The 17,821-nt window shown below is 65.3% G+C and carries 10 protein-coding genes; all 10 read right to left on the bottom strand.

The window, feature by feature from the left end; translation table 11 throughout:
• Window positions 1-88: 88 nt before the first annotated feature.
• Complete coding sequence (locus CJ177_RS09320) at window positions 89-3,379, bottom strand: protein kinase (protein ID WP_095867618.1); 3,291 nt, start codon at window positions 3,377-3,379, stop codon at window positions 89-91.
• 234 nt (window positions 3,380-3,613) lie between these two features.
• Entirely contained in the window at window positions 3,614-4,693 is a 1,080-nt protein-coding gene (locus tag CJ177_RS09315; protein ID WP_061042524.1) for a porin PorA family protein, read from the bottom strand.
• Between the two features lie 381 nt (window positions 4,694-5,074).
• On the bottom strand, window positions 5,075-6,133 hold the full coding sequence (gene moaA, locus CJ177_RS09310) for a GTP 3',8-cyclase MoaA (protein WP_061042525.1): 1,059 nt from the start codon (window positions 6,131-6,133) through the stop codon (window positions 5,075-5,077).
• A gap of 230 nt (window positions 6,134-6,363) precedes the next feature.
• Window positions 6,364-8,085: an FAD-dependent oxidoreductase gene (locus tag CJ177_RS09305; RefSeq protein ID WP_095867617.1), complete on the bottom strand. Its 1,722-nt coding sequence runs from the start codon at window positions 8,083-8,085 to the stop codon at window positions 6,364-6,366.
• Between the two features lie 73 nt (window positions 8,086-8,158).
• On the bottom strand, window positions 8,159-10,267 hold the full coding sequence (locus CJ177_RS09300) for a molybdopterin-dependent oxidoreductase (RefSeq protein ID WP_061042527.1): 2,109 nt from the start codon (window positions 10,265-10,267) through the stop codon (window positions 8,159-8,161).
• Window positions 10,264-12,117: an AMP-binding protein gene (locus CJ177_RS09295; protein ID WP_061042528.1), complete on the bottom strand. Its 1,854-nt coding sequence runs from the start codon at window positions 12,115-12,117 to the stop codon at window positions 10,264-10,266. The genes CJ177_RS09300 and CJ177_RS09295 overlap by 4 nt, the downstream gene beginning before the upstream one ends.
• A 37-nt stretch (window positions 12,118-12,154) precedes the next feature.
• Window positions 12,155-13,840 carry a 4Fe-4S binding protein gene (locus tag CJ177_RS09290; RefSeq protein WP_095867616.1) on the bottom strand — a complete coding sequence of 562 codons (1,686 nt, stop codon included), beginning with the start codon at window positions 13,838-13,840 and terminating at the stop codon, window positions 12,155-12,157.
• Window positions 13,837-15,045, bottom strand: a complete 1,209-nt coding sequence (locus CJ177_RS09285; RefSeq protein WP_061700087.1) for a cytochrome P450 — start codon at window positions 15,043-15,045, stop codon at window positions 13,837-13,839. Before CJ177_RS09285 ends, CJ177_RS09290 begins: the two co-directional genes overlap by 4 nt.
• A gap of 123 nt (window positions 15,046-15,168) precedes the next feature.
• Window positions 15,169-16,803, bottom strand: coding sequence for a PEP-utilizing enzyme (locus CJ177_RS09280; protein ID WP_061042531.1), 1,635 nt, complete (start codon window positions 16,801-16,803; stop codon window positions 15,169-15,171).
• On the bottom strand, window positions 16,800-17,792 hold the full coding sequence (locus CJ177_RS09275; RefSeq protein ID WP_061042532.1) for a hypothetical protein: 993 nt from the start codon (window positions 17,790-17,792) through the stop codon (window positions 16,800-16,802). Before CJ177_RS09275 ends, CJ177_RS09280 begins: the two co-directional genes overlap by 4 nt.
• Window positions 17,793-17,821 lie beyond the last annotated feature (29 nt).

The following is a 17,821-nucleotide window of genomic DNA, read 5'->3' as shown; positions in this document are numbered from 1 at the left end:
CCGCGATCGGGATGCCGTGGTCTCCGTTTGGGTCTGGGCCGCGCAACACAACCCGCCAATGCGCGGTCGCGTTCTCTCTCGCACGGTGTCAGTGACCTTCATGTCGTGTTGCCATGACCCAGGCCGCGATTTGGGCGCGTGAGGTGAACCCGAGCTTGGCGAGAAGGTGTTCAACGTGTCCTTGCGCTGTACGTGGTGAGATCGTCAGACGGGTGGCGATCTCCCGGTTCGTCAGCCCCTCGGCGACCAGTTCGGCAACCTCGAGCTCTCGCTTGGTCGGAGCTGCGGAGGATGGCGCATCCTGCGGGGATGGTTCCGGCGCCTGTTCGCCGAGTGCATAGGCCACGGCAGCGGCAACTCCGAGTGCGCTTCCTTTTCGGTAAGCTGCGGTGAACTTCTGCTCACTCAATACGTTACGAGTCTCGCGTTCACACTTGTCCTGGTAGTCGCGAAGGGCCGGAATGAACACGATCGGACTTCCGACCGACTGGCTTAGCTGCTGCGCCGCGGCAGATAACACCACTGCGCGTTCGGGGTTCTGTTCCTCGGCCGCGATCCAGGCCAGTGCTTGCAGGCACATGCTGGCGTTGAGGCGGTCGTTGATGTTGCGTCCGACATCGAGTGCCTGCCGCAGAAGTTGGTTCGCGCGGGTGCCGTCGCCGTGTCGCCATACCGCGACCGCAAGGGCCCAGAGCGTGTACGAGCGGTAGACGGTCTCACCGCGAACCTCGGCGATGGCGAGTCCGCGCTCGTAGCATTCGATGGCGCGCTCAGTGTCATCGAGCAGTTCGTGCGTCAGGCCCAGGACGCCGATGGTGACGACCTCGAAGAGTTCGTTGTTGTGTTCGGCGTAGACGTCGGCGGCGTGGTCGAACAACCCGCGCGCGTTGTCCAGTTCACCGCTGAACAAGGCCCGGTAGCCGTCGGCGAGGTCGATGTGCGCCTGCAGCATCGGCTCCCTGGACTGGTTTGCGAGTGCCCGTCCCTCCTGTATCAGGGTGGCAGCGGCGCGAAGGTCGCCCTGCAGTCCGGCCATCACGGTTGCTGCGTAGAGTGCCTTGGCACGGTCGAGGTCGCCGGGCTCGGGGTTGCATGCCAGGAGTCGAGCAATCCAGCGTCGCCCTTCGCTGAACAGTCCGCGGGCGAGCCAGAACTGAAAGAGAGCCCCGACCATTCGAATTCCGGATTCGTGGTCGTCGGTGATACAGAATTCCAATGCCTGACGCAAGTTCGATTGTTCCGCAGCCAATCTGGTGATCCACGTGAGCTGTCGTGGCCCGATCCAGTCGGCCTCGGCGTCGCGGGCGAGTTGCTCGTACCAGTCCCGGTATCGGCGGCGTAGTTCGGGATAGGTGCTCGAGTCACGCGCCTTGTCCCGTCCGTAGTCGCGGACGGTGTCGAGCATGCGGAACCGCGCGATTGGACCTGCGTGCTCGCGGATCAGAATCGATTTGTCGATAAGTGAGGTGACCGTGTCAAGGAGGTCGTCCGCCGGTTGGTCGCCTCCCCAAACCTCTTCGGCGGCATTGAGTTCGAAACTTCCGGCGAAAATCGACAGGGCGGACCACATGTGTTGCTCCCGGGGTGTGCACAGGTCGTAGCTCCAGTCGATACACATCCGTAAGGTCTGCTGCCGGGACGGGGCGTCCCTGTTTCCGCGGGTCAGGAGTGCGTAGCGGTCGGTCAGTCGTTGCAGGATTTCCTCCGGCGGGATCGCCCGTAGCCGCGCGGCTGCGAGTTCGATCGCCAACGGTAGCCCGTCGAGACGGTGGCATATCCGGGCGACGACGACGTTGTTGTCCTCGGTGACGGCGAATCCGGGGTCCACCGCCGCTCCCCGCTCGGCAAACAACGTCACCGCGTCGTTCCGGGGCCTCCTCTGCGCTAGTTGGTCGGGATCGGGCACCGCCAGAGGAGGAATCGGTAAGGCCACCTCCCCGCTGATACCAATCGGCTCACGGCTGGTCATGAGCATCCGAAGCCTCGGGCTGGTGCGGAGTAGTGATTCGGCAAGTTCGGCCACCGCGTCGAGTACCTGTTCGCAGTTGTCCAGCACGAGCAGCACTTCCCGGTGTGCAAGAAAATCCTCGAGCACCTCCAACAGTGGTCTGGGCGAGCGATCTCGCACCCCCACCGCGTCGGCAACCACGTTGACCAGAAGCAGCGCATCGCGCAGCTCCCCCAACTCGGCCAAGAACACGCCGTCGGCGAAGCCGGATCTCACTTGGCTGGCGACCCGCAAGGCCAGACGAGTCTTGCCCACCCCGCCCATCCCGGTCAACGTCACCATGCGAGAGGAAGCCAGCAGGTTCTTTACTTCGGCCGACTCGGAGCGGCGGTCGACGAAACTGGTCAGCTCGAGCGGCAGCGCCCCTGTTCGCCCTGAGTGCGACACCCGTGGGGCGTCACTCTGTGCCCGATCTCCGCCGGCCGACTCCGGTGGGTCTGCCTGCGAGGGACCGTTCATGGCTGATTCAGGGTCGGCGCGCTCAGCCTGGTCGGCGACCGGAAACCCGTGCGTGCGCTGCACCGACCGTAGGTGCCTGCTGAGCTCTGCGATGGTCGGGCGGCGACCGGGGTCGGTGGACATGGCGCCTTCGATCAGGGCGCTGACGTCGTCGGCGATGCCGTGCTCGCGGGGGTTCGGTACGGGCTCGCTGGTGATCCGGACGAATTGTGCGACCAGTTGTTCGCCGCTGCGGCGTTCGAAGGCGGCGTGCCCGGTGATGGCGGCGAACAAGGTGGCGCCCAGCCCGTAGACGTCGGCGGCCGGAGTTGGGGGTTCTCCGGCGATGACCTCGGGGGCGGTGAAGGCTGGTGAGCCCGTCACGACTCCGGTGGTCGTCTGGAACCCTCCCGCGATGTGTGCGATACCGAAGTCTGTCAGTGCGGGCTCTCCGTAGTCGGTGAACAGGATGTTCGCCGGTTTGACGTCGCGGTGCAGAATGCCGAGACCGTGTGCGGTCGCGAGAGCCCCGGCGATCTTGACACCTATTCGCAGCGCATCTTCCAGTGTCAGCGGACCGTGGTGGCGGATCCGTGTCTCGAGGGAGTCTCGGGCGTGGAAGGGCATGACGATGTAGGGCCGGTCGTGTGCGGTGATTCCGGCCTGCAGGATGTTGACGACGTTGGGGTGGCCGGTCAGTCGGCCGGCGGCCCGCTGCTCGCGAAGGAACCGGGCACGGTTGTCCTCGTCGAGGTCGGCGGTCAACACCTTGACTGCCACCGTGCGATCGAGGGAGGCCTGCCTACAGCGGTAGACCACCCCGAATCCACCCCGCCCGATCTCACGCGCATCGGCGAACCCGGCCGCCGCCAATTCCGCGGCGACCGAACCTGCTACGTCGCGTTGGGTCGCGAAGGGATCGACGTCGGTCATGACCTATGTCGTTTGATCGCTTTCGGGCAAGACATCACAGCGCACCTCGCTGACTAATCCAAGGATATCGTCACGCCCGCGTCTGTAATCGTCGATTCCGCGAACCGCGCCGGTGTTCGACGGCTGGTCACGGAGCTGATCGTGGACCGATCACCGCGGGACGGCGGCTTCTCGAACGGATCGCGATCGAGAAGCCGCCGATTAATCCGGCGAAAGTGCCAAACGAACGGACACCTAGCCTCGCGCGCGGGTGACCTGGGGTTGGGTGAGGCTCTCATTCGGATTGGATGTACCGGGGCCGTCGCCGCGTTCCCTGGGGGTGCGCCGGATGATCGCGATGATGGTGAGGAGCGCCCCCAGTAGTGCAGATGCGAGCGGAACCCAGACGGTCAGGAGGTTCAGTTGTCGTTCACCCTGTACGAACTTCTGGACTGCGGACTGGATCGAGGCATCCGAGGTTTGGATCTGGACCTCGGAGAGGTCGAGGAGCGGAACTGTCACATTTCCGGACTGCACGTTGAGCACGGTGGTCTGGGTCTGAGCAGTGTTGATGGGTGCACCGAACCGGGTGTCGACGGCCAGCGTCGTCGTGTTCTGTGAAGTGAAGGCGAGGGGCACCTGGTCGGGGACGGTCTCGAGTGCCCGCCGGGCATCGTCGGTGCGGTCGGCCGGCAGAGCGGGGATCAGGCTCTGCAGCATCGCTTTCGGCAGGGTGGAGCCGTCACCGTTCTGGGCGAGGGCTGCGATTCCGGCTTTGACGGGTCCGAGCACTGCTGGGTCGGCGATGGGCGCGGTCGTCGTACCGGTGAACCCGAACACTTCCCGTCCCTCGAGGGTGCTCGTTTCGGTGTAGGTAACGGGCTGAGCGGTACGTGTCACCGAGTCGTAGACGAGCGCGTCGTCGGTGGTCGGGTTCATCGGGAACGACAGTGTGACGCCGCCGCGTTGGTCCTCGACCTGCACGCCGTCCGGTGCGCTGGCTTGGGTGTAGTCCGTGCGGCTGATGGCATAGGTGTGGGCGTCGGTGCTGTCGCCACTCGGGAGATGGGTCACCGCCGTGCTTGTGACCACTGCGGTGTCTCCCGCAACCTGGTCGACCTTGACGGAGCGATCGATGGTGATCGGGGTCCCCGCGTCGAGTGCGAAGGTCGTGGGGTCGAGTTGGCGGAGGGTGCCCGCGAACGTCGCGGCCTCATTGGTGTCTTCGGGCAATTTTGATAATTGCGGTACTGCAACATATTTGATCGCTGCTGCTGCGGCGATCAGCAGCAGGCCGACGATGAGCAGCACGATGGACGAACGGCGCATGGCCATACGTTTCTCCTCGGATAGCGAGTGGATTTCGTATTTGTGAGCGAACAGTCGTCTGATCACTCGGCGACGGTTGGTGGTCAACTTTCCGGGGCTCCAATCAGAGCCCGACAGATCGGCACCATAGAGATCTAATCTGGTTGTCACCGCCGAAATACGTTCGCGTGTAGCCTATTCCACGAACTAGCGTGATGCAAGACACATATGCGCGGAGGTCGGATTTATGAATTGAATTGCCCGAATTCTTTTGCTGTCCATTTCGGGCATGGTCGAGACAGAAGGCATACCGGACTCCCGGCCTTCGACGCGCGTTCTGCACCTATTCTCTTTTTTGTTCCGAGTTCGACCGTCGGTCAGTATCAGCAGTACGTCATTTGTCGGTTCTCATCCACCAATCGCACCCATACTTCTTGCGGGTTGAGTGAATTCCGCCGTACCTATCTCGTGCCCGGCCGATTTGTTCCACATCGCGCCACGCCACAGTTGCGCGAGCTCCTCGTCGGTGGCCCCCGCGCGCAAGGCACCCTTCAAGTCCGTTTCCCGGTCGCTGAACAAGCACGGACGCACAGTTCCTTCGGTGGTCAGGCGAGTGCGGTCGCATTCGGAACAGAATGATCGCGTCACCGAGGCGATGATTCCCACAGTTGCGGGTCCTCCGTCGACCTGCCACTGTTCTGCCGGTGCCGCAGGGTCGTCTCGACCTACCGCCGCGAGGTCGAATCGGCGGCCGAGTACATCGAGCAGCCGCTGGGCAGACACCATGCTCTCCTGCGCCCATGTGCGGTCCGCATCCAGAGGCATCTGGTCAATGAACCGTAGTTCGACCCCCTGTCCGACGCACCATTGCAACAGTTCGCCGGCAGCGTCGAGGGTCTGTCGCATGAGCACGGCGTTGACCTTGACCGGTGAGAACCCTGCCTCCCTGGCCGCGGCGATGCCGGCGAGCACCGAGTCGAGCCGGTCACGCCGGGTCAGTGTTGCGAACTGTCGGCGATCTATCGAATCGAGGGAGACATTGACTCGGGTCAGGCCCGCGGCGGCGAGGGCCTGCGCCCGGTGCGCGAGTCCGACGCCGTTGGTGGTGAGGGCGAGGGGAATGCCGGGGGCTGTTCGAGCGCATCCGGCGACGATCTGTTCGAGATCGCGGCGCATCAGTGGTTCGCCGCCGGTGAAGCGCACTTCGCGGATTCCGAGTCGCTGGACTGCAATTCCTACCAGGCGGCAAATCTCGTCCGCTGTCAGCAGCGCCTCACGGGGAATCGGTGGCAATCCTTCCTCCGGCATGCAGGTGCATCGCAGCGAACATTTCTCGGTGAGAGATACGCGCAGGTCCCGTGCCACACGCGCGTATCGGTCCAGCAGATCTGGGGTGTCCGGCCGATCGGATACGCGTGGGGCCCAGTTCGGGCGGATCGTCGGGATTCCCACATGCACCGAGGTCACGACCTCTGCACCGCTCGTCGGCTTCGTTCCGACCCGACTGCGGGCCGCGTTCTCACGGTTCCACCGAGTGCTCCCGGCACGTGCATCATCCCCTCGATTGCTTCTACGGAACATTGGTGTCCGTCCCCGCGCGTGCTGCGATACCCCCCGGCCACACGCTGAGACGCCCCGGTTGCCGCTGCCTGCCGTTCTCCTGTGCTGGAGGATCACCCTTTCGGTGGTGTGGACATCTAGTCGTGGGCGCGGCTGCGGTCGGCGATCGCGAGCATCTCGTCGATGTCGACCAGCTTCACGCGAGGACGGGGGGTTCCGGCAGCCGATGCCTGCTCGTGCAGGTCGATCGTCCGCCAGTCGGAGTAGTCCAGGGCGTGTGGCTGCCGCCGGGACAGGAGCGATTCCAACGATTCGGTGTCATGTGCCGGCGCCGTCAGCCGGCCGGCGTCGTGATCGGCGAGGAGTCCGGAGACTGTTTCTTTCGCGCACTTCTTGTTGGTGCCGATTACTCCTGACGGGCCCCGCTTGATCCACCCGGTCGTGTAGACGCCGGCTATTGGCGAGCCTCCTGCCGGGTCGACCACCCGGCCTGCTTGGTTGGGGATCAGGGCGCGGGCCTCGTCGAACGGCACTCCCTGTACCGGTACTCCTCGGTAGCCCACCGATCGCAAGACCAGGCCGCAGTCGAGTTCCTCGACCTTCCCGGTGGGGGCTGCCTCGAGGCGGCCTCCGGGAGAGGTGACGAGCTCGTTGCGAGCGATACTCAGCCCGCGAACTCGGTCCGTACCCAGAACTTCGACGGGAGAGCCGAGATAGCGCAGTGCTATTCGCCGTCGGTGTCGCGGTACGCGGGTCGCGTACTCCGCGGTGATCGATGCCTTGAACTGCGCGGTGGGGTCCGGGTGGTCACGGAGCCAGGCGGTGGTGTGGGCATCGAGTTCTGCTTCGGCGGGGTCGACGGACACATCGATCCCACGCAGGTGGCCGAGCGCGAGCAGCTCGGGTGTGGTGTAGGCCGCTTGCGCGGGGCCGCGACGTCCGAGCACGACGACTTCATCGATGCGGCTTTCGGCGAGCGCGGCCAGTGCGTGATCTGCTGCATCGGTTCGGGACAGTGTGTCGACGTCGGTGAGCAGTATCCGGGCGACGTCGAGCGCTACGTTTCCGTTTCCGACGACGACGGCGCGTTCGGCGGAGAGGTCGAAGGTGTAGTCGATGGCGCGGGGATGGCCGTTGTACCAGGCGACGAAGTCGGTTGCGGAGTGGCTGCCCGGGAGGTCTTCCCCGGGGATGTTCAGTCTCCGGTCACGATGAGCCCCCACCGCGTAGATGACGGCATCGTGGTGGTTCAGCAGTTCCTCGTGGGTGATGTCCTTGCCGACCTCGACGTTGAGATGGAAGTGGAATCCGGTTCGGGTGACTGTGTTTTCGAAGGAGCGGATGACGTCCTTGGTGTCGGGATGGTCGGGGGCGACCCCGGCGCGCACCAGCCCCCAGGGGGTGGGCAGTCGTTCGAACATGTGGACTTCGACATTGCTGTGGCGGGTCAGGAGTTCCTCGGCCGCGTAGCACGCGGATGGCCCGGATCCGACGATCGCCACCCGGAGAGTTGTCGACGGCGTCGGCTGCGCATTCGGGTGCTGTCGCTGGGAGACCAGTTGGGAGATCCCGATCTCGGTCTGTGGCTTGCCGGTGAGGGTGGAGTTGTGGGCGAAGTAGAGCGCGTTGAGTTCGGCGTATTGGGTGGTATGCGGTGTGAGTTCGTCGTGCGGGACGATGGCGTCCACGGGACATGCCTGGATACAGGCGCCGCAGTCGACACAGCTGCGCGGGTCGATGTAGAGCATCTCTGTCCGGGCGTAGTCCGGTTCGTCCGGCGTTGGGTGAATACAGTTCGCCGGGCACACTACGACGCACGCAGCATCGTTGCAGCACGATTGGGTAATTACGTGTGCCATCGCGCCGGCCCCCTGGCTCCGAGTCCTGTCATGAACGTTGCGCTCCTCTCAGCTCTGGGTATCAGAACCGTCATTACCTTTGTGGGGCCGAGTTTTTCGCGGTCACCGTGACGCGGACTCCATCGAGGAGCGACATGCCGGACAAGGGGTCCTTCGTCTCGATGTCGTTGGGGATGAGCTTGTTGATGTTGATGCCGCCGTGTTCGATCGCGGTGGACCACCCACCGGAATGGCCCCACCCGTGCGGATAGCTCACCGTTCCGGGGCGTACCTCGTCGGTGACGGTGACGATGACGTCGCCGGATCCCACCGACGTCGTGAGAGTGACGGTCTCGCCGGTCTCGATGCCCCGTGCGCGGGCGTCCTTCGGGTGTAGGTACAGCGTCGGTCCCCCGCCGGGCCGGGCTTTGCGCGCGTTGTGCATCCACGAGTTGATGCTGCGCAGGTGTCGGCGACTGATCAGCAGCAGGGAGTCGGGGTCGGGCGGCTCCTTGGACAGGAACTGGTCGAGTTGCGCGAGGACGGGTCCGGCGCCGAGGTCGACCGTGTCGCGGGCCCCCTTCGTGTAGGTCGAGATGCGTTGCGCGATCACCCCGACCGGTACGTCACCGCCGAGTTCGACGCCGTGTGGGTGCTCCTTGATGCGGTCGAGGGTCCATCCTTCGGCGGCCCCGCGGTCACCGGTGCGGATCATGGTGTCGATCAGTTCCCAGGGGCTGGGGCCGGGCGGAACATCCATTCGGCGCATCAGTTCACCGAAGATTTCCGTTTCTTCCCAGGTGTCTCCAATTCGCGGGACCACCGGTTCGGTCCACTGCACCCAGGGGCGGGTCATACCGCCGCCGAAGTTCAACAGGACGTCGGCTCGCTCCAGGAAGGTCGGTGACGGCAGGATGTAGTCCCCTCGCTCGTTGGACTCGGTGACGTACATGTCGACGGAGACCAACAGGTCGAGTTGGTCGAAGGCTTCTTCGAGGCGGGCTGCGCCGGGAGTCGAGGAGACCGGGTTACCCGAGGCCAGAAAGACACCCCTGACCTGACCTTCCCCGGGGGTGAGGATTTCTTCGGCGAGTACCCAGGGCTTGCGGCCGCCGACCTCGGGCAGGCTGCCGACGCGCGTGAATGTCGACGAATAGGAGGTTCGGCCGACCTTGGCGTTGATCGCGGGGAAATCGACGAGACCGCTGCCGAAGACCACCCCTCCCCGGCGGTCCAGGTTGCCGGTGACGACATTGAGTGCATCGAGCAAATAGTTGGCCAAGGTCGGGAATTCGCCGCGGCACAGTCCCAGCCGGCCATACGCGCAGGCGGATTCTGCCGTGGCGAAGTCGCGGGCGAGCGTCCACACAGTCTCGGCGTCGACCCCGGTTCGGTCCTGAACCGACTCGGGGGTGACGGATTGGACTGCTGCGGCGAGGGTGTCGATGCCGATGGCGGATGCATCGGCACGGGGTGAGACCAGGTTCTCGGCGAAGATGACGTGCAACATCGCGGCCATCAGGAGCGGGTCGCTGCTCGGGACGACGGAGACGTGCTCGTAGGTTTCCGCGGTCTGCGTGCGGGCCGGGTCGACCACCACGACGCGACCGCCGCGGGCAGTGATGTTCGCCAGCTGGCTGCGGGTGCGTCCGCTCGACATGAGGGAACCGTGGCTGACTAGCGGGTTGGCTCCGAAGCAGAGGAAGAAGTCGGTGTAGTCCAGGTCCGGCAGCGGAACTTCGTGGGTGTTGCCGTAGAGGAAGTGCGACGCCGCCCACCGCGAGGAGGTGTCCTGCGGTGCGGCACTGTAGGACCCTTTGGAACCGATGCTGTCGATGAATTTCTTCGACCACATGTGCCCCGCCATGCTGAAACCGGCGGGGTTGCCGGAGTAGTAGGCGATCGAATTGGGCCCGTGGTCGGCGATGAGTGTCTTGACTCGATCGGCGATGTCGTCGAGGGCCTCGTCCCAGGACACGGGGACGAATCCGCCCTTCCGGTCGCCCCGCAGCGGGGTGGTGACGCGTTCGGGGTCGTTGGTGACCTTGACCATCAGCGAGCCCTTGGGGCACATCAGCCCCCGCGACGAGGGATGTTCGGGGTCGCCGTGAATGGCCGTCACGCGCCCGTCCTCGACATCGGCGAGGATGCCGCAGCTGGCCTCGCAGATGCGGCAGTAGCTCGGAACCGTGGTGCGGGTCATGACAGTTGGCGCAGGCGGCGGTGGGCCGGGTCTGCTGGCGTTCCGAGGGCGTGCACCTCGGCCGGGATCGGGTCTGCATACAGGGACTCGATTTCCTGGGTGTACCGCTCGGAGATCGGACGGCGCCGGAGCTTCATCGTGGGCGTGATCTCTACTCCCCCGGGCTCCCAGAACACGGGCAGGATCCGCAGGCGCTTGATCTGCTCGACCCGCGACAGCCGTGCGTTCGCCGCGGCCACCCCGGCCAGAATGGTCTGCACGAGGTCCGGGTCGACGGCGAGCGCGGCCGCGGACGCGTCAGATAGTCCCTTCTTGGCCGCGTAGGCTGCCGCCGCGTCGGCGTCCAGGACGATCAGGGCTGTATTGAACGGGCGCCCGTCACCGATGGTCACCGCCTCACCGATGAGCGGGCACATCGTTTTCAGGGTGCCCTCGATGTTCGCCGGCGACATGTTCTTGCCCGCGGCGTTGATGATCAGTTCCTTCTTGCGATCGACGATCGTCACGTATCCGTCCGCGTCGATGTTGACCACGTCGCCGGTGTACAGCCAGCCGTCGGCGTCGAGTGCCTCGGCGGTGCGCTCGGGGTCGGAGCGGTATCCCCGCATGACGATGCCACCGCGGATGAGCATCTCACCGTCGTCGGCGACACGGACCTCGACGCCGGGCAGCGGCTTTCCTATCGTTCCGGACCGGATTCCGTCCGGCGGATTGACCAGGCCGGCTCCGGCGGTTTCGGACATCCCCCAGATCTCGCAGACCTTGATTCCCAGGGCGAGGAAGAAGTTCAGGGTGTCCGGCGCGATCGACGCCCCTCCCGAGATCGCCCATCGCAGTTCCTCGAGGCCCAGCTTCGCACGCACCTTCGAGAGCACAATGTGGTCGAGGACACGCAGTTGCAGCTGTTCCAGGGCGCTGAGTGTGGGGCCGCCGCGGCCGGCCTCGACGTTCTTGGCACTGAGCGTGCGGGCCCGGGCGAGAAGCGTCGCCTTGACTCCATCCGCCTCGGCGAAGCCCAGTTCCAGTGCGGCCTTCAGCTTCTCCCACACTCGCGGGACGGCGAACCAGTAGGTGGGGCGGGCGTCGGCGAGTGCGGCGGCGAGATTCTTGGGGTCGTCGAGGGTGGTGAGCTGCGTCCCGTGCGCAATCTGTAGATAGTGTGAGGCGAGCCGGTCCGCGATGTGCGCGGCGGGCAGGAAGGACACGAAGCGGTCGCCGGCCTTGACGTCGAACACGTGACTGAGGGCCTCGACCTGGCTCAGGATGTTGGCGTGGGTGAGTTCGACCCCTTTGGGGTTGCCCGTGGTGCCCGAGGTGTAGATCAGCGTGGCGACATCGGTCGGTCGCACTGCCCTCCAGGAGGCGTCGAAGTCAAAGTCCGGGACCGACCTTTCCTCGACCAGTTTCAGCGGGAGTGTCCCGCCCACCGGCGCGTCGATGACCACGATTGTCTCGACCGGTCCCCCGGCGGCGCGGATCGTGTCGACGAAGCGGGCCTCGCAGAACACCACCTTGCTTTCGGCGTTCGAGAGCAGGTGCGCGATCTGTTCGGCCGAATTGGTGTTGTAGATCGAAAAGGGGCCGGCCCCGAGGTGGAGGATCGCGGTGTCGATGAGGTTGAACTCCGGCCGGTTCCCCATCATCAGGGCGACCGTGTCGCCGTGGCCGACGCCGAGAGACGCCAGACCGGTCGCGATGCGGCGTACGCGGTTCGCGTACTCGCGCCAGGTGATCTGTTGGGTTCCGGCGACCGTACGCAGTGCGACCGCCTCCGGATCCACCTTCGCCGTGCGCTGGAACTCTTCGCAGAGGGTGCTCGACAGAAGACCCTGACGGCCGACACTTGCCATTTTGTTACTCCTACAATGTTTTTCGCGGTATGTGAATTCAGGCCTTGGGTCGGGCGACGTCGAGCATCGCGTCGACGTCGACCAGCTTGATTCTCGGCCTCTGGTGCTTTCGCGCCGCTGCACGTTCGAACTGGTCGATGGTCTTCCAGTCGGTGTAGGTCAGGACGTTCGGCTGCCGCTGAGCGAGCAGTGCGGCAAGGGCGTCGGTGTCGAGGGTCGGTGCTGGAAGCTGTCCCTGGGCATAGTCTTCGACGAGCGCTCGGACCGTGTCCTTGGCGCAGCGGCTGTTGTTTCCGATCGATCCGGAGGGGCCGCGTTTGATCCAGCCTGCGGTGTAGACGCCCGGGATCGTCGCCCCTGTGGCCGGGTCGACGACGCGGCCGCCGTCGTTGGGAACCGTGCCGGTCGCGTCGTCGAACGGCAGACCGGCGAGCGGGGTGCCCCGGTACCCGATCGACCGGATGATCAGACCGCATTCGATCTCCTCGAACCGGTCCGTCGGGCGGACGGTGACCTCGCCCTCGGGCGATTCGACCAGTTCGTTGCGCTGGACCCGGAGCCCGCGCACGTGGTCCTCACCGACGATCTCTGCCGGCGACGACAGGAAGCGCAGAACAATGCGTTTCGGTGCGCCCGACGGTGGTGTCGCCGCGATCTCGTCGAGCAGCCGGCTTTTGAATGCGGCCGCAGCCGACGGCGTGGTCGTGGCGGTCACGCCGATCGACTCCACGTCGGCAGGGTCGACGACCAGATCGATGCCCTCCGCCGCGGCGAGGCCGAGCAACTCGGGGGTGGTGTAGGCGGCCTGTGCCGGGCCCCTGCGCCCGAGCACGACGACCTCGGAGATCTTGCTGGCCGCCAACGCCTCGAGGGCATGATCGGCGATATCGGTACGGGCAAGATGCCCCAGCCCGGAGGTCAGGATTCTGGCCACATCCAGCGCGACGTTGCCGTTCCCGACCACCACCGCGCGTTCGCAGGACAGATCGAACGACCGTTGCGCACCATCGGGGTGCCCGTTGTACCAGCTGACGAAGTCCGATGCCGGATGGCTACCCGGCAGATCCTCTCCCGAGATGCCGAGCCGGCGGTCGTGATGGGCTCCGACTGCGTAGATCACCGCGTGGAAATGCGTCAGGAGTTCCTCGTGGGTGAGGTGCTTGCCGATCTCCACGTTGAGGTGGAAATAGGTGCCGCGGCGAGCCCCGATCCGGGCGAAGGCGTCGGTGACGGACTTGGTCTGCTGGTGATCTGGTGCGACACCGAACCGCACCAGTCCCCAGGGTGTGGGCAGGCGCTCGAAGAAATGCACCTCGACGCCGGGGGCCCCGGACCCGAGAACTTCCTCACCGGCGTAGCACGCCGCGGGTCCGGTCCCGATGATCGCTACTCGCAGCGGCGTCGCGTCGGTGACACCGACTACCGGGCGCTGCTGCACCACAGGAGCGCTCGGGTAGTCCCGATGTTTGGGATCCTCGAAGTAGTCGGCGTTGATTTCGAGGTACCGCTCGGTTCCCTCCTCGAGGTCGTAGTCGGGGACGATCGCATCGATCGGGCAGGCATCGGCACACGCACCACAGTCGATACAGGTGTTCGGATCGATGTAGAGCATCTCGGTGCGTGAGTAGTCGCGCTCGTCGGGCGTGGGGTGGATGCAGTTGACCGGGCATACCGCCACGCACGACGCGTCATTGCAGCAGGGTTGGGTGACGACATACGTCATGGATTGTTCCTCTGGGTGACCAGCGGAAGGCATTCCAGGTTTCGGGCCTGACCGCGCTGGTAGCGCAGCTTTGTGTAGTCCTCGACCTCGAAGGACTTGAACCGGTTGATGACCTCCTCGAGGACGACCTTCATCTCGAGTTTCACGAGGTTCGCGCCGAGGCAGCGGTGCGGTCCGCCACCGAACGCGACGTGGGGGTTCGGGTGCCGGTCGAGCAGGACCTCGTCGGCGCGTTCGAACTTCTCCGAGTCGCGGTTGGCGGGGCCGAACCCGAGCAGGACCTTTTCGTTGTGCGGGATCGGGCAGCCCTGCACCTCGACGTCCTTGGTTGTGGTCCGCGCCATGTATGCGACGGGGCTGACGTAGCGGAGGAACTCGTCGATGGCCGTGCGCATCAGGTCCGGATCTTCCCGCAACCGGGCGTAGTCCTCGGGGTGGTCGGCCAGCCACAGCATCATTCCGCCCATGGCGCCGCTGGAGGTGTCGGTGCCACCGAGGATGGTCAAGATCAGCATGTGCTGCATGTCCAGATCGGACAGCGGTTCTCCACCGAAGTCGCCGTCGAGCAGCGCGGAGATGAGGTCGTCGCGGCGGGGTTGTTCGCGTCGTTCGGCGAGCTTCTGCGCGAAGTACCCGTAGAGGGTGGCGCCGGCGGCGGCTCCTCGCTCCGCATCGTCGTAGGCACCGTTGAGCGCGATCATTGCGTCGATCAGTTCCGGCAGATCTTCGTCGGGTACACCGATGATGCGGAGGATGACGTGACGTGGCAGCTGGCTCGAGAAGTCCCCGACGAAGTCGAACTTCGTGAGATCTTCGATGCTGTCGAGCAATTCCACCGTCATCTCGCGCACCCACGACTCCATGGATTTGACCGTCTTCGGCGTGAACAACGGATCCATGATCTTGCGGTACATGCGGTGCTCGGGCTCGTCGGTGTCCTCGGGGGGCATCCGAACCGGGTGCCGCGGAACGGTTGTCCCTTCCGCCGACGAGTAGGTCTCGGTGTCGAGGGTTGCGGCCCAGACGTCCTCGTAGCGGCTCAGGAGATGGAACCCTCCGAGTTCGTCGCTGTGGGCGACGGGGCATTCGTTGCGCAGCCGCGTCCAGATGTCGTGTGGTGCCTGGCTGAGTTTGCTTGCGAACGGATTGAGTCGCGCGCCGATGGTGTCGGTGCTCTCGACGTGATCTACGGTGATGTCGCTCATTCCGTATTCCTCCTGGCTAGTGATATCGGTGCGTCCGTGGACGGGCTGGTCGTGAACGCGTGTGGTTCCGTCTCGCTGCCGGGTGCGGCGCACCCGGTGGCGGGTCGGTTGTCGGCGAGGTGGCTATCCGGCTTCGTTGATCGCGAGGACGGTGACGGTGCCCTTGGCGCCGTCGACGAGGACCCGGTCTCCGTCGCGGAGTCGACCCGATCCGTCCCCGGTGTTGATGACTGCGGGGAGTCCGAGTTCGCGGGCGATGATGGCTCCGTGGCTGCCGACGCTGCCGATGTCGATGACCACCGCGGCCGCGAGCATGAACAGCGGGGTCCAGCTGGGGTCGGTGGACTCGCACACCAGCACGTCGCCGGGTTCGAGGGCGTCCTCGTCCTCCGCGCGGCGGATGATCCGCACGGCGCCTACGTGGGTCGCGGCGCTGGCGCCGACGCCCGAGAGGACGTCACCGACCTGGGCGCGGGCGGAGTTGACGGTGAGCGGTTCGGGCATGCCGACGAAGGTCGTCGGCAGCCGGTAGCCGCGGTATTCTGCGGCGGCCGCACTGCGGAAGGCCACCAGTTCTGTGACAGATTCGCCTGTATCCTGGGCGATTTCGTCCATGTCCAGGAAGAAGACGTCGTCGCGGTCAGCGAAGCGGCCGTCGCGCACCATCTGGTCTCCCAGATCGCGGGCCGCGGCGCGGAATCCGTCGATCGCGGTCAGGAATGATGCTTTCCCGAGCTCCGTTTCTCGGACTGCGGTTGCGGTGTCGTCGAGCGCGGCGGCAAGTTCGATTCGCTGCTCTTCGGTGAGTTTCGCTTCGAACTCGGCGACGGCGGTCCGCTGCTTCTTCACAGCTCCCTCCGCGCGGCGTTCCGGGTGCTCGGTGGCGTTACGTGAGCGCAGTGCCGCGATCGTCGAGGACAGCAGGTCGGGGTTTTCGCGCCAGGAGCGTCCGGCGGGGTTGCCCTCGTTCTCCCCGTGGTAGCCGTGCCGCTCGACGAAGGTCGCCATGTCCAATTCGCCGTTGGCCAACGCCCACAGGTCGGCGCCCATGGAAAGTTCGGCGACGTCGCCGAACGCGGCAGTCAGTGCGGGGACGATGTCGAGCATGTCGGTGGCGGCGGCGAGCCGGTAGATGCTGCTCATCGCCGCGACGATCAGCAACCGTGTCTCGTTGTGGATACCGATGGACCAGACGAACCGATCGAACGCTTCGGTGAGCCGGGCGCGAGGGTCTCCAGCGTCCTCGCGGTGGAGCACTTCCCGGCGCCACCACTCGTTCTGATCGCGCACCATGTCGGACAGGCGCTGACTGTGCGTGTCACGGACTCGTTCGACGACCTCGGCGACGAGTGCCTGTTGGGCGTCGGTGAGGGGGGTGAAGGGGTCTGCGTCCGGGTGCAGGGCGCCGGCGAGGCCGAGTTCGAACTCGTCGGCGGTGATTCCGGGGAACCGGTCGACGTAGCGGCGGATCGGTTCGATGTTCATTGCCTGGCGGCCGTAGAAGATGCCGGTCAGGCGGTTGTTCTGGTCGGGGTCGACGTAGACCTCGTCGGGGCCGAGCATTCCGAATCGGTGCCATGTCCCTCGCACTGCCAGTTCGTTACCGGGTCCCCACAGACTCCAGCACAGCGGTGTCATGACGGCCGGCGCGGCCTCACCGATGTTGGCGGTTGTCCAGTACCGGTTCGGGGTGCTGTTCCCTCGGACGGGGTCGGTGTGGGTCGATTCCGCGGTCGCGGACTGTTCGGTCGTGGTCATGATTGCCCCTGGGTGAGAAGTGAGATGAGAGCACCGCGGTCGAGATAGCCAATGCCGTGTTCGCCGTTGCAGGTCCAGTCGACGAAGAAGTTGGTCAGGAAGTAACGATCGGGTCGGGCGAGGTCGGTGCCCATGCAGAATTCGGCGCCGTCGGCGACGGTGAAGTTCATGCCGTGACGGATCCGGCCGTCGATGACGACCTGCCTGCCTTGGACGTCGAGTTCGACCGTGATCGCGGTGGGTTCGCAGTTGAACGCCGTCAGGTCGGTCCACCGAACCATCGTGGCGTCGTGAGTTCCGGCCGAGTCGAACAGAGCTGCGCGCTGGAAGGCACCGGATTCGTACTCGCCCAGCATGGTGGCGAATCCCCACCCGGATTCGAAGATGCCGTTGCCCCAGAAGGCGCGGCGCAGATGGCTCATGTCCCGGGGGCCGATCGAGTGGTCCCGGTGCCCGATTCCATCGAGGACATGCGTCTTGCCGGCGATGGTGACCGTACCGCGCACGATGACGGCCTGCTCGTGGTGGAACCGTCCCCAGTCCCCGAACTGGGTGGATCCCTCCGGGATCCACACCGGGTAGGCGGCTTCCAGGTCGAGGTCGATCTGAACCGAATGGTGGTGGTCGTCGGGGGTGAGGCCGGTTGCACCCTGATCCTGGGAGACGTCAACCATGCCGCCGAAGAAGGTGAACCGCCACTCGCGGTACGGGGTGATGGTCGCCAGGTGCGCGTTCGGCGAACCGAATTGCCCGGCGCCCGGCGCCACGATTTTCGTGGAGTGCACGGTGCCGTCGGGTTGGGTGACGGCGATGACGATGTGCCACAGGCGTGGGTCGTCGAGCATCGTGCCCATGTGCCACATCACGCCGAGACCGTCTTTGTCTCGGACGTTCCACTGGATGTTTTCCGCCCAGCGGTCCACTCCGGCGGGGGGTTCGTGCACGAAATCGTCCGCCGGATCGAGTCCGGTTTCGTCGGTGATAGTCATGTCGGCCAATGCCATTCCTTTCAAAAGGT

The organism is Rhodococcus sp. ACPA1, from assembly GCF_002300195.1.
GTDB lineage: Bacteria > Actinomycetota > Actinomycetes > Mycobacteriales > Mycobacteriaceae > Rhodococcus_F > Rhodococcus_F opacus.
The sequence above is the reverse complement of the archived record's forward strand: the minus strand, read 5'-3'. Positions and strand labels throughout refer to the sequence as shown.

Bases quoted from the DNA above. Each gene is read 5' to 3' on its own strand.
- CJ177_RS09285 (WP_061700087.1), bottom strand. From the start codon at position 15,045: ATGAGCGACATCACCGTAGATCACGTCGAGAGCACCGACACCATCGGC.
- CJ177_RS09275 (WP_061042532.1), bottom strand. From the start codon at position 17,792: ATGACTATCACCGACGAAACCGGACTCGATCCGGCGGACGATTTCGTG.
- CJ177_RS09280 (WP_061042531.1), bottom strand. From the start codon at position 16,803: ATGACCACGACCGAACAGTCCGCGACCGCGGAATCGACCCACACCGAC.
- CJ177_RS09320 (WP_095867618.1), bottom strand. From the start codon at position 3,379: ATGACCGACGTCGATCCCTTCGCGACCCAACGCGACGTAGCAGGTTCG.
- CJ177_RS09315 (WP_061042524.1), bottom strand. From the start codon at position 4,693: ATGGCCATGCGCCGTTCGTCCATCGTGCTGCTCATCGTCGGCCTGCTG.
- CJ177_RS09305 (WP_095867617.1), bottom strand. From the start codon at position 8,085: ATGGCACACGTAATTACCCAATCGTGCTGCAACGATGCTGCGTGCGTC.
- CJ177_RS09300 (WP_061042527.1), bottom strand. From the start codon at position 10,267: ATGACCCGCACCACGGTTCCGAGCTACTGCCGCATCTGCGAGGCCAGC.
- CJ177_RS09290 (WP_095867616.1), bottom strand. From the start codon at position 13,840: ATGACGTATGTCGTCACCCAACCCTGCTGCAATGACGCGTCGTGCGTG.
- CJ177_RS09295 (WP_061042528.1), bottom strand. From the start codon at position 12,117: ATGGCAAGTGTCGGCCGTCAGGGTCTTCTGTCGAGCACCCTCTGCGAA.